Source organism: Streptomyces sp. NPDC057474 (assembly GCF_042802555.1).
Taxonomy (GTDB): Bacteria; Actinomycetota; Actinomycetes; order Streptomycetales; family Streptomycetaceae; genus Streptomyces.
On record NZ_JBHVDX010000270.1, the window covers coordinates 1 to 11,960 of the forward strand.

10 protein-coding genes are annotated in these 11,960 nt (G+C 71.8%); 7 read left to right on the plus strand and 3 right to left on the minus strand.

Annotated features, from left to right (window positions below; translation table 11 throughout):
- Positions 1 to 59 precede the first annotated feature (59 nt).
- The 3 genes from ACFU53_RS42030 to ACFU53_RS42040 form a co-directional block, all read right to left on the minus strand.
- Entirely contained in the window at positions 60 to 287 is a 228-nt protein-coding gene (locus ACFU53_RS42030; RefSeq protein ID WP_005480533.1) for a DUF3107 domain-containing protein, read from the minus strand.
- A 201-nt stretch (positions 288 to 488) separates the two neighbouring features.
- The gene (locus ACFU53_RS42035) at positions 489 to 1,130 is read right to left on the minus strand and encodes a TetR/AcrR family transcriptional regulator (RefSeq protein ID WP_316725964.1); all 642 of its coding nucleotides are present in this window, start codon (positions 1,128 to 1,130) and stop codon (positions 489 to 491) included.
- Positions 1,131 to 1,449: 319 nt separating this feature from the next.
- Positions 1,450 to 1,668, minus strand: a complete 219-nt coding sequence (locus ACFU53_RS42040; RefSeq protein WP_384005026.1) for a hypothetical protein — start codon at positions 1,666 to 1,668, stop codon at positions 1,450 to 1,452.
- A gap of 264 nt (positions 1,669 to 1,932) precedes the next feature.
- On the opposite strand from ACFU53_RS42040, the gene ACFU53_RS42045 reads away from it, so the two are divergent.
- From ACFU53_RS42045 to moeZ, 7 genes are all read left to right on the plus strand, one after another.
- Positions 1,933 to 3,162 carry an alpha/beta fold hydrolase gene (locus tag ACFU53_RS42045; RefSeq protein WP_384005028.1) on the plus strand — a complete coding sequence of 410 codons (1,230 nt, stop codon included), beginning with the start codon at positions 1,933 to 1,935 and terminating at the stop codon, positions 3,160 to 3,162.
- A gap of 764 nt (positions 3,163 to 3,926) precedes the next feature.
- Entirely contained in the window at positions 3,927 to 4,958 is a 1,032-nt protein-coding gene (locus ACFU53_RS42050; RefSeq protein ID WP_384005040.1) for a DUF3152 domain-containing protein, read from the plus strand.
- A 211-nt stretch (positions 4,959 to 5,169) separates the two neighbouring features.
- The gene (locus ACFU53_RS42055; protein ID WP_384005030.1) at positions 5,170 to 7,362 is read left to right on the plus strand and encodes a DUF3492 domain-containing protein; all 2,193 of its coding nucleotides are present in this window, start codon (positions 5,170 to 5,172) and stop codon (positions 7,360 to 7,362) included.
- A complete protein-coding gene (locus ACFU53_RS42060; protein ID WP_384005032.1) occupies positions 7,359 to 8,789 on the plus strand; it encodes a hypothetical protein in 1,431 nt (476 codons plus the stop codon). The genes ACFU53_RS42055 and ACFU53_RS42060 overlap by 4 nt, the downstream gene beginning before the upstream one ends.
- A 194-nt stretch (positions 8,790 to 8,983) precedes the next feature.
- On the plus strand, positions 8,984 to 9,943 hold the full coding sequence (locus ACFU53_RS42065) for an NAD-dependent epimerase/dehydratase family protein (RefSeq protein ID WP_384005034.1): 960 nt from the start codon (positions 8,984 to 8,986) through the stop codon (positions 9,941 to 9,943).
- Positions 9,931 to 10,680 (plus strand): spherulation-specific family 4 protein, encoded by a 750-nt coding sequence (locus tag ACFU53_RS42070; RefSeq protein WP_384005036.1) that lies wholly within the window; start codon positions 9,931 to 9,933, stop codon positions 10,678 to 10,680. The genes ACFU53_RS42065 and ACFU53_RS42070 overlap by 13 nt, the downstream gene beginning before the upstream one ends.
- Positions 10,681 to 10,743: 63 nt before the next feature.
- Positions 10,744 to 11,922: an adenylyltransferase/sulfurtransferase MoeZ gene (gene moeZ / locus ACFU53_RS42075; protein WP_384005038.1), complete on the plus strand. Its 1,179-nt coding sequence runs from the start codon at positions 10,744 to 10,746 to the stop codon at positions 11,920 to 11,922.
- Positions 11,923 to 11,960: the final 38 nt, after the last annotated feature.

Here is an 11,960-nt window from a genome sequence, read left to right on the forward strand (position 1 = left end):
GTTTGACACCGCCGGGCCCCATCCCTATGCCTCTTGTGCCTTTTACTTTGTGCCTTTGACTACAGCGCGCTGAAGCCCACCTTGCGGACCGCCGACTCGCCGATGTCGACGTAAGCGAGACGGTCGGCCGGGATCAGGACCTTGCGGCCGTGCTCGTCCGTGAGGCTCAGCAGCGCCGACTTGCCGGTGAGCGCCTCGGCAACGGCACGCTCGACCTCCTCGGCACTCTGACCGCTCTCCAGAACGATCTCGCGGGGCGCGTGCTGCACGCCGATCTTGACCTCCACGGCTATGTCCCTCCGACGGTCAGTGAAATGCGCGGGCTTCCGCGCCGTACGCAGCACACATTAGCCCGGTGAGGGGATGTACACGCTCCGCATGAGAACGCCAGGAGCGAACAGAACATGGGAACAAAACCCCGGACCAGGGCCGTATCGCGGCGGCCGGCCCGGGGTCGCACGGTCGGTGTCGTCGATCAGCGCCGTCGATCAGTGCTGGTCGATGCCGTGCAGGGGGAAGCCCGCGATACCGCGCCAGGCCAGCGAGGCCAGCAGCTGGACCGCCTGCTCGCGCGGGACGCTGCGGTCGCTGTGCAGCCAGGAGCGCGCCACCACCTGGGAGAGACCGCCCAGGCCCGAGGCGAGGAGCATCGACTCCGCGCGCGAGAGGCCGGTGTCCTCGGCGATGACGTCGCAGATGGCCTCGGCGCACTCGTTGGTGACCTTGTCCACGCGCTCGCGCACGGCGGGCTCGTTCGTCAGGTCCGACTCGAAGACCAGCCGGAAGGCGCCGCCCTCGTCCTCGACGTACGCGAAGTAGGCGTCCATCGTGGCCCGGACGCGCTGCTTGTTGTCGGTCGTCGACGCGAGCGCGCTGCGTACGGCCTGGATGAGGGACTCGCAGTGCTGGTCCAGCAGGGCCAGGTAGAGGTCGAGCTTGCCGGGGAAGTGCTGGTAGAGCACCGGCTTGCTGACTCCGGCGCGCTCGGCGATGTCGTCCATCGCGGCCGAGTGGTAGCCCTGGGCCACGAAGACTTCCTGGGCGGCGCCCAGCAACTGGTTCCGTCGGGCTCGGCGCGGCAGGCGTGTGCCCCGCGGGCGCGCCGCCTCTGTCTGCTCGATGGCTGTCACGCCGCCTCCCAAGATCGTCCACATGCGGTGTGCGCCGCGCCGCCATCGTACTTTTCGGTAACCCTGGTGTGCGCGGTGCGAGCGCAGAATTTCACGGACCGGACGGCGGGGAAAGTGCCTCGGACCATGCCAAAAAGGGGCATGGCGGGCAGAAGGAAGCCCTTTCTCGTCACCGATCGTCGCCTTTCACGTCACCAGTCGTCGTCCCTGGTGAGGGTCGGGTTACCGACAGTCTCACGGAGTCGCGTCGGTGAGGGTCGGGTTACCGGTACTCACGTCGGCGAGGGCCGGGATACCCGTAGGCGTCCTCGTCGAGCGGTTACCGGTAGTCGTCCTCGTCGAGGGAGACCACGCGGGCCTGTTCCGCCAGGTCGGCCTCGTTGGCGGTGCTCGGGTCGGCGTCGGTCAACGGGTCGTCCCGGTTCTGGGCGACCTCCGTGTGCTGCTCGGCGGCATCGGCCTCGGGGGTTTCGACGTCGTCGAACGCCACGGAGTCCTCCTCGGCGAAGGTGTCGGGATCGGTCGGGTCGACAGCCATCGTGGGTTCCCCTTCCTGGTGCTGCCCTGGCGCCGCCGGAACGTCCCCGGAGGTGGCGGGGGCCACGTACGGGTGCCCTCTTCGCGAGCCCGGATGCCCTGTTTACGAGCCTAGGAGTCGGGCGATCGTGGCGCTATGCGGTCCGGCGCGGTCCGGCGGCGAGTGGTCCTCACCCCGTACCCCATGACAAGTGGCCGATTTGTGGCGTGATCTGTGACGGCGAACACATGAGCCACCGCGTGATCGTCTCGTAACATTGCCCGCATGTCTTCGACCGAGCTGCCGTCCCTGCTGACCGCCACCGCGTCGCCGAAGGCGAGTGCCGTGCGCGTGGCGCCCGGGGAGCGGCTGCGGTCGGTCCGGCTGCCGGGGATCACGCTGTCGGTGCGGTCGAGACCGCCGGCGCGCGAAGGGCTGCCGCCCGCCCTGTACGTGCACGGCCTGGGCGGTTCCTCGCAGAACTGGTCCGCGCTGATGCCGCTGCTCGACGAGCTCGTGGACGGCGAGGCGCTCGATCTGCCCGGCTTCGGCGACTCGCCGCCGCCGGACGACGGCAACTACTCCGTCACGGGACACGCGCGCGCGGTCATCCGTCACCTCGACGCCGCCGGGCGCGGCCCCGTCCACCTCTTCGGCAACTCCCTCGGCGGCGCGATCACGACCCGCGTCGCCGCCGTGCGCCCCGATCTCGTCCGCACCCTGACCCTCGTGTCGCCCGCCCTGCCGGAGCTCCGCGTGCAGCGGACCGCCGTGCCGACCGGGATGCTCGCCCTGCCGGGCATGCCGGCGCTCTTCACCCGTTTCACCAAGGGCTGGAGCGCCGAGCAGCGCGTACGGGGCGTCATGGCGCTCTGTTACGGCGACCCCGGCCGCGTGACGGACGAGGGCTTCCGCAACGCCGTGGAGGAAATGGAACGGCGCCTCCAACTGCCCTACATGTGGGACGCGTTGACGCGTTCCGCCCGCGGGCTCGTGGACGCGTACACCCTGGGCGGGCAGCACTCGCTCTGGCGTCAGGCCGAGCGTGTCCTCGCCCCGACCCTTCTCGTCTACGGCCGCCGCGACCAACTCGTCGGCTACCGTATGGCCCAGCGTGCTGCCCGCTCCTTCCGCGACTCCCGCCTCGTCTCCCTGCCGGACGCGGGGCATGTGGCGATGATGGAGTACCCGGAGGCGGTCGCCGCCGCGTTCCGTGAACTGCTCGCGGATACGCGGCAGTCGGGTGTCGGGGCGGATCCGGCGTCGATGGGTTCGGGGCCGGGGGACTGGGATCTGGATGCGGATTCGCCTTCGGCTTGGGTGAGTTCGCCTGGTGCTGGTGCTGGTGCTGGTGCTGGTGCTGGTGCTGCGGCTGTTGCTTCGGCTTCGGTCGGCGCTTCGGTCGATGCTTCGAGGGAGGGTGGTCCGGTGGCCGGAGGCGGCTCGGCTGCCGCCGACGGTGACGAATCGGCCACCGAAGGGCCTCCATCGCGCTCTCCCGGCGTGGGGAGCTGAGGCGCGGCGTGGGACGGCACAGCCGCAAGGGGCGGGCGCCGAAAGGCGACACAACCGATATAAGGGCAGCCCGGACGGCGATGGCCGCCGGGACGGGCGACCTCGGACCCGCGGCGCCGCGAGCACCGGAGGCCCAGGGAGTCCCGGGCGCCGGCGGACCGGCTTCTCGGGGCGCCAGGAGCGCCTCTGCGCCGGCGGCGCAGGCTGGGGCGCCGCAGGGCGGAACCCCGTCGCCCCGCAGGTACGACGGGACTCCGGGCCAGGGGATGCCTCCGGGCCGGGGGATGCCGAGGTTCACCGGAGATGTGCCTGGGCAGCAGGGTCCACGTTTCCCCGACGGCACCCCCGCACAAGGTCTCCCGCGTCTGCCCGATGGCACCCCGGCGCACGCCTTTCCCCGTTTCGCCGACGGCACTCCGGCGCACGGCTTTCCCCGCCTTCCTGACGGCATCCCGGCGCACGGGATGCCGCGTCTCCCCGACGGCACGCCCGCCCACGGCTTCCCCCGGCTCCCGGACGGCACCCCGGCCCGCGGCTATCCGCCGAGTCCGGGTGGGCACCCCGAGCAGCGTGAAGCGGGCGGGGGCTGGGGGCGCTTGGGTGGTGGGCGCCGGACGGGTGCCGGACCCGGCGTGGCGCAAGGGGCTCCTGCGGGGGCCCCGTATGGTGTGCCGGACGAGGCGGCACCCCCCGGCGCCCCGTACGGCGGACCTCCGGAGCGTTCCGGCCGCCGCATCCCCATTCCCCGGCAGCGGCAGGAGACCATGCCCCCCGGTGGCCCCCGCCAGACCTATCTGGACGCCTTCGACGAGGTCGACGACGTCTTCGAGCCCGGTCAGACACACCGTGCCGCGCCGGATGCGGATGCCGACGGCCGGGTCGAGGTGGCTCTCGAAGAGAAGCCGCTGCAAGAGGAGCCGCTGCCGCAGGAGGGGTTGCACGAGCAGCCTCCGCGCGATGGGCCCGAGGTCGCTGAGACGTCGAAGGGTAAGGGGCGGGCGGCGTTCGCCGGGATCGCGGCCGCCGCGGTCACGACCGTGTTGGCGGTCGTCGCGGGCGGGCAGATGGTCGGCGGACAGGATGGCACCGCCACGCAGTCGCAGGCCGCCGACGCCGGTGAGCGTGATGTGCGCGACGCCTCGCGCAGCGACAACCGGCCCACACCGCCCGGTTCGCCGAGCCCGAGCGCGACCCCGCTGTCGTACGACCAGAAGATGGGCAAGAAGTACGCGCTCGCCGCGGATCTGGAGGGTGGCGGGAAGTTCGAGGGGGTCAAGGGCTTCGACAAGGCGCCGGGGGCGGGACAGAAGTACCGCTACCGTGTCGATGTCGAGAAGGGACTCGGGCTGGACGCCGAGCTGTTCGCCGAGGCCGTGCAGAAGACGCTGAACGACGACCGGAGTTGGGCCCACAGCGGCGGCCGTACGTTCGAGCGGATCTCCTCGGGGACCCCCGACTTCGTGATCACGCTGGCCAGCCCGGGAACCACCGCGACCTGGTGCGCCAAGTCGGGGCTCGACACGACCGTGGACAACGTGTCCTGTGATTCGGCCGCCACCGAGCGCGTGATGATCAACGCGTACCGCTGGGCCCAGGGCTCGGAGACGTACGGCGATCAGATCCTTGCGTACCGGCAGATGCTGATCAACCACGAGATCGGCCACCGCCTCGGCTACAGCCATGTGACCTGCGACAAGGACGGCGAACTCGCGCCCGTCATGCAGCAGCAGAGCAAGTTCCTGACGCACGACGGGATCACGTGCAAGGCCAATCCCTGGCCGTACCCCGGGAGTTGACCGTAGCCCGCACGGTGATCTTGCGGAGCGTGATCGAGTGAACCCCTAGCGCGACAAAACGCGTCCCGCTAGGGAAAGTTACGACCGTTCACCCCTTTTGGTGGTGCGATGGACAACCGTCCGTCGCACCACCGCCTTGTCCGCATACGTTCGTCCCGCTGCGAGCCGCCGTGAACGGCGGCTCCTCAAACGGGAGATCGGGGGTGCGCGCGTGCGCATCGGACTGCTTACGGAGGGTGGCTATCCGTATGTGAGCGGTGACGCCAGGCTCTGGTGCGACCGACTCGTACGTGGGCTGGAGCGACACGAGTTCGACCTCTACGCGCTCAGCCGGAGCGAGCGGCAGGACGACGAGGGTTGGATCCCGCTGCCGCCACAGGTCAGCCGGGTCCGTACGGCCCCGCTGTGGACGGCCGAGGACGACGGGGTCGTCCACGGACGCCGGGCGCGCAGGCGCTTCGCGGAGGCGTACGGCGAGCTGGCGGCGGCGGTGTGCTCGGGGGGAGCGGGCGGGGCGGCCGGTATGGCCGGTGTGACCGGGTTGCTCGGTGGGGCGGAGACTTCCGGGGTCGGCGGAGTCCGTGAGGTCTGCAGGGCCGATGGGGTTGGCGGGGTTGGCGGGGCCGACGGGGTTGGTGAGGTCGGTGAGGTCGGGAAAGCCTCCGAGGGGGTTTCCGATGCAGAGGCGGACCGTTTCGGCTACGCGTTGTACGGGCTTGCCGAACTGGCCCGTGACGAGGGCGGACTGGTCGGCGCCCTGCGCTCAGAGGTCGCCGTGCGCACACTGGAGCGCGCTTGTCGTGCGCCTGGCGCACTGCGAGGGGCGCGCGAGGCTCGCGTACCGGATCTGCTGACGGTCGCCTCACATCTCGAACGAGCCCTGCGCCCCCTCTCGCTCGACTGGTACCAGGACGACGGGCTCGGCTCGGTCGACCTGTGCCACGCGGCGGCGGGCGGCTCGGCCGCGTTGCCCGGGCTGCTGGCCCGTCACTTCCACGGGGTGCCGCTGCTGGTCACCGAGTACGGCGTGCCGCTGCGGGCGCACTACCTCGGGGCCTCCGGAAAGGCGCCGGTGCGCGCGTTGCTCGCGGCCTTCCATCGGCGGCTGACCGCCGAGGTCTATCGACAGGCCGCCTGCCTCACCCCCGGCAACACCCACGCCCGGCGCTGGCAGGAGCGCTGCGGAGCCGACCGCGCCAGGATCCGGACGGTCTACCCGGGCATGGACGCCGCCCGCTTCGCGGAGGTGGGCGAGTCGCCGGAGCGCGCGGATCCGCACACGCTGGTGTGGGTCGGCCGCATCGAGCCCGCCAAGGATCTGATCTCGCTGCTGCACGCCTTCGCCGAGATCCGCCGGGCGGAGCCCAAGGCGCGGCTCAGGCTCGTCGGAGCGGCAGCGGGGGCCGAGGCGGCTGCCTATCTGGGCCATTGCAAGGCTCTGGCCGCGCAGCTCTTCCCCGACGAGGCGGACGGCATCCACGCGGTCGGCGACAACCCCGTCTCCTTCGAGGAACTCGGCGACCCGGCCGTCCCCGACCTGGCCGAAGCCTACGCGGCGGGTGCGGTGGTCGTGCTGTCCAGCGTCGTCGAGGGCTTTCCGATCAGCCTGGTCGAGGCCATGTTCTGCGCCCGGCCGACGGTCTCCACCGACGTGGGCGCGGTCGTGGAGGTCATCGGCGGCACCGGGCTCGTCGTCCCGCCACGCAATCCGCGGGCGCTCGCCGAAGCGTGCGTGGCGCTCCTGCGAGAACCCGAGCGCCGCGCGCGCCTGGGCGCGGCCGCCCGCGCACGTGCCCTCGAACTCTTCACGGTCGAGCAGAACGTCGCGGCATTTCGTGGCATCTACCTCGAGGTCGTCTCCCACACCCCGGTACGCAAGGTCGTCCTGGACGGCACCGGCGAACCCCTGCCCTTCGGAGCACCCGCCGAGGCCCACGTGCCCGGCCGCTGGACCGAGTCCCGGCGGGTGGCGGGCGGCCTTGGGGGCGCCGGGGTCACGGGAATCGCCGGTGTGGCAGGGGTTGCAGGGGTTGCGGGGGTCGCCGGTATCGCGGGTCTCGGCGGGGTTGCCGCCGGCAGGCCGCGCTGGGCCCAAGGCACGCCTGTGCGTACGACGACGCCCGCACGGGCCACGGCACCGGTGCCGGTGACGACGCCGGCATTGGGTTCAGCACCGGGTTCGGCAGGGGGTCCTCCAGCTGGCTGGGCGCCGGGTTATCCACCTGGCCCGGCACAGGGTCCTGCACCTGGCCAGGCTCCGGCGTCGGCAGCAGGCACGGCTTCGGCTCCGGTGTCGGCACCTGTCACGGCTTCGGCTTCGGCGTCGGATCCACTCCGGGCCACGGAGAGGTCTCCGGGCACGGCGGCCGGGGAGCCGGTGCCTGCCGAGGAGGGGGCGCGATGAGCGAGCTGCGGTTGGACGGGCTTGATGGGCTGGACGGGCTGGACGGGCTGGACGGGCTGGATGGGTTCGATGGGGTGGAGCGCTCGGACGTACGGGACCGCGCGGACGGACTGCGCCGCGCGGACGGGCCGGGTGGGTTGGTCGGGGCGAGCGCGTGGGGTCTGGGGGAGCCCTCGGGCGAACCGGGTCCGGGAGAGGTGTCGGGTGCGCCCGGTGCCAAGGGCTCGCCCGGTCCGAAGCCACCGCTGGGTGCCATGACTTCGCCCGACCTCCTGGCATCACAGGACCTCGTCGCCCCACCCGACCCCACGCCCCGGCCGGTGGACGACGGCCCCGCCGCAGCCTCGCCCAAGCCCGCCCCCCGACGAGGCGCCGTCGACCCCGTGAAGGCACTGATGCACCGGCACCGGGAACTCTGTGAGCGGGCGGTGGACCCCTTGGAGATCGCCGCCGGGCTGGAGGCGCACGGCGTGACCGACCGTACGGCTGCCCGCTTCCGGCACCGGGACGTGTTCTCGCTCGCCGAGGAGATGTACGCGCGCGTGTCGCGTGACGGGGAGGAATCCACTGAGCGCGAGCCGATGCCGAGTGCGCCCGGCGCACGCGGTGGATGGGCCGTGCTCGCCCTCCTGCCGGGCGCCCTGTGCGCGGCGGCCGTCGTCGGAGTACGGCTCACCGACGGCCAACCCCGCCTCGCGGCCGCCGCCCTCGGCGCCCTCGCGGTGGCGCTCGGCCTCCGCGTGGCCCTCGACCGCGGCCCCCTGCGCGCCCCCTCCGGCGCGGTGGGCCGTACCCGCGCCTGGACCTGCTGGCTGATCGCGTATGCCCTCCTCGGCGACGGCCTGCTCGCCGCCGGTCTGGAAGGCGGCCCCCACGGGCTCTGGGCCCTGGCGGTCGCGCCCGTACTCGCGCTCGCCCTGTCCTGTGCCCCCGCCGTCTGGTGCGCCCACCTCCTCTCCGTACGCGCCCGCCGCAAACTCGCCGCCAGCCGAGGCCTCGCGGAGTTCGCCGACTCCGTGAAGCCCCTGATCCTCGGCGTCTTCGTACTCCACCTCTGTGCCCTGACCGCCCTGCTCGCACTGTGCGGCGCGGTGCTGGACGAGCCCGCCGGGTACGTCGGCGCCGGTGCCCTCGGCGCGCTCCTCCTGCTCGCCCGTCTCCTCAGCGCGCACGGGTTCACCCACGCCCCGGCCGTCGCCCTCAGCACAGCCGCACTGGCCGAGGCGCTCGCGTTGGGCACGGTCTTCGCGGGCCGCCTGCCAGGCTGTTCCTTTCTGGCCGTCCCCGTCGAGACCGTCGCCGACGCGTGGGGGCCCGGGGCCGTCCCCGCCCTCGTGTGCGGCGCCGCCGCGCTCGTCCTGCTCGTCCACGCCACCCGCACGCTGACCCGGGCCTCGGCCCACGCCCTGCCCTCCGGGGCGACCTGACCCACCTCGGCCTTCGCACGCCGCACACCGCCGTGCGAAGGCCGAGCCCGACCGATGCGCGGGACTTCCGTCCCGGGCGTCCCCTCCCGCGGGGCCGACACCGCGGCCCACCTCATCACCCACGGCACCACCCCATAAGGAGAACGCCAGATGATCACCTCCCGAACCGGAGAACCCGCCCCGGGAGCCGCCCGATGAGGGTCCTGCTGATCGGAGCCAACGGATATCTCGGCCGCTTCGTCGCCGAACGACTGTTGGCCGACCCGGCCGTACAGCTCACCGCGCTCGGCCGCGGCGACGACGCCGACGTACGGTTCGACCTCGCCAGCGGCAGCCCCGGCGCGCTCACCCGCTTCCTGGACGCCGTCCACCCCGGAGTCGTCGTCAACTGCGCCGGAGCCACCCGCGGCGGCGCCCGCGAACTCACCCGGCACAACACAGTCGCCGTCGCCACCGTCTGCGAGGCCCTGCGCCGCAGCGGCTGCGGGGCACGCCTGGTGCAACTCGGCTGCGGCGCCGAGTACGGGCCCAGCCAGCCCGGCTCCTCCACCGCCGAGGACGCCGTGCCCCGCCCCGGCGGCCCGTACGGCGTGAGCAAGCTCGCCGCCACCGAACTCGTCCTCGGCTCCGGCCTGGACGCCGTGGTCCTCCGCGTCTTCTCGCCCGCCGGACCCGGCACGCCAGCCGGCTCCCCGCTCGGCCGCCTCGCCGAAGCCATGCGCCGCGCCATGCAGTCGGGCGACGGCGAACTCAAGCTCGGCGGCCTCGGCGTCCAGCGCGACTTCGTCGACGTGCGCGATGTCGCCCGTGCCGTCCACGCCGCCTCGCTCTCCGCAGCCCAGGGTGTGATCAACATCGGCTCGGGCCGCGCCGTGCGCCTCCGCGACGCCGCAGCCGTCCTCGCCCGCGTCGCCGGCTACGGCGGCGCCCTCCATGAACTCGACGCCCCACCCGGCCCCATCAGGCCGACCATCGGTCACCCCCGTCCCGAACCGGACCACGCCGCCCCCGTCTCCTACCCCTACCCGGACGGCTGCGGCAGCTGGCAGCAGGCCGATGTGCGTACCGCCCGCGACCGGCTCGGCTGGCGGCCCCGGATCAACCTCGAGGAGTCCCTCGCCGACATCTGGATGGAGGCGGCATGCCGTATCTGACCCCCGCCCCGTCCGGCATCGCGAGTACCGGCTTAAGCCTCGGCTTCGGCATCCCCGGCTATGCCCACCCCCTCGTCGCCCCACTGGAATGGGGCGAACTCGCTCGCCCCGGAACCCCTCTGCACTGGGTCGTCCTGAACGTCTCCGACGGCCCCGGGACCCGCCCCGACCCCCACTGCCTGGAAGCCGCTGGACGGCTGCGGAACGCGGGCGTGCGGGTTCTCGGCCACCTGGACGTGACCTACGGGGCGCGCGCCTTCGCCGAGATCGCCTCCGACGCACGCCGCTATCTCGACTGGTACCAGATCGACGGCTTCCTCCTGGACCGCTGCCCCACCGAGCGCAGCGCCCTTCCCGAGACCAGTCGCACGGTCACCACGCTCCGAGCGCTCCTCGGCGGCGGCCACATCGTCCTCGGCCACGGCACCCACCCGTATCCCGGATACGTCGAGCCCGCCGACCAGTTGGTGACCTTCTCCGGGCCCTGGAGCGACTACCGCTGGTCGCAGGTGGCCGAGTGGACCGCAGACCATCCGCCCGAGCGCTTCTGCCACTTCGTCCATGGTGTCCCGCGCGGCCACCTCGACGAGGCGCTGCGCATCGCCCGCTGGCAGGGCGCCGCCACGATCTACTTCACCGACCGCACGGACCACGGAGGTCGGATCGACCCCTGGGAGACGATGCCCGGCTACTGGGACGAAATCGTCTCGCTGGTTGGAACGGGTGTCTCGGAATGAAAAAGGGCGTGGCAGTGTTACGGGGAGAACAACTGTAGTGATTGACCGACCAACGGAGTCCCCGTGTCGCTGCCACCCCTGGTCGAGCCCGCTTCCGAGCTCACCGTAGACGAGGTCCGCAGGTACTCCCGCCACCTGATCATCCCCGATGTCGGGATGGACGGGCAGAAGCGGCTGAAGAACGCCAAGGTGCTCTGTGTGGGCGCCGGCGGCCTGGGCTCGCCGGCGCTGATGTACCTGGCCGCGGCGGGCGTCGGGACGCTCGGCATCGTGGAGTTCGACGAGGTCGACGAGTCGAACCTGCAGCGCCAGATCATTCACAGCCAGGCCGACATCGGCCGCTCCAAGGCCGAGTCCGCGCGCGACTCCGTCGTCGGCATCAACCCGTACGTGAATGTGATCCTCCACGAAGAGCGGCTCGAGGCCGAGAACGTGATGGACATCTTCAGTCAGTACGACCTGATCGTGGACGGCACGGACAACTTCGCGACCCGCTACCTGGTCAACGACGCGGCCGTGCTGCTGAACAAGCCCTACGTCTGGGGCTCGATCTACCGCTTCGACGGCCAGGCCTCGGTCTTCTGGTCCGAGCACGGCCCCTGCTACCGCTGCCTCTACCCGGAGCCCCCGCCGCCGGGCATGGTCCCCTCGTGCGCCGAGGGCGGCGTCCTCGGTGTGCTGTGCGCGTCCATCGGCTCCATCCAGGTCACCGAGGCCATCAAGGTCCTCACCGGCACGGGCGAGCCGCTGGTCGGCCGCCTGATGATCTACGACGCCCTGGAGATGCAGTACCGCCAGGTCAAGGTCCGCAAGGACCCCGACTGCGCGGTCTGCGGCGAGAACCCCACCGTCACCGAGCTCATCGACTACGAGGCCTTCTGCGGCGTCGTGTCCGAGGAGGCCCAGGAGGCGGCCGCCGGTTCGACGATCACTCCCAAGCAGCTCAAGGAGTGGATCGACGACGGCGAGAACATCGAGATCATCGACGTCCGCGAGATCAACGAGTACGAGATCGTCTCCATCCCGGGTGCCAAGCTGATCCCGAAGAACGAGTTCCTCATGGGCACAGCCCTGGAGTCCCTCCCGCAGGACAAGAAGATCGTCCTGCACTGCAAGACAGGTGTCCGCAGTGCGGAAGTCCTTGCGGTCCTGAAGTCGGCGGGCTTCGCCGACGCGGTCCACGTCGGCGGCGGCGTGATCGGCTGGGTCAACCAGATCGAGCCGAGCAAGCCGGTCTACTAGACACACGCCTTCCAGGTAGGGGCTCGGCACCACGGGTG

Coding starts and splice junctions, on each gene's coding strand:
- ACFU53_RS42040 (WP_384005026.1), bottom strand. CDS start 1,668: ATGGCTGTCGACCCGACCGATCCCGACACCTTCGCCGAGGAGGACTCC.
- ACFU53_RS42045 (WP_384005028.1), top strand. CDS start 1,933: ATGTCTTCGACCGAGCTGCCGTCCCTGCTGACCGCCACCGCGTCGCCG.
- ACFU53_RS42050 (WP_384005040.1), top strand. CDS start 3,927: ATGCCCCCCGGTGGCCCCCGCCAGACCTATCTGGACGCCTTCGACGAG.
- ACFU53_RS42060 (WP_384005032.1), top strand. CDS start 7,359: ATGAGCGAGCTGCGGTTGGACGGGCTTGATGGGCTGGACGGGCTGGAC.
- ACFU53_RS42065 (WP_384005034.1), top strand. CDS start 8,984: ATGAGGGTCCTGCTGATCGGAGCCAACGGATATCTCGGCCGCTTCGTC.
- ACFU53_RS42070 (WP_384005036.1), top strand. CDS start 9,931: ATGCCGTATCTGACCCCCGCCCCGTCCGGCATCGCGAGTACCGGCTTA.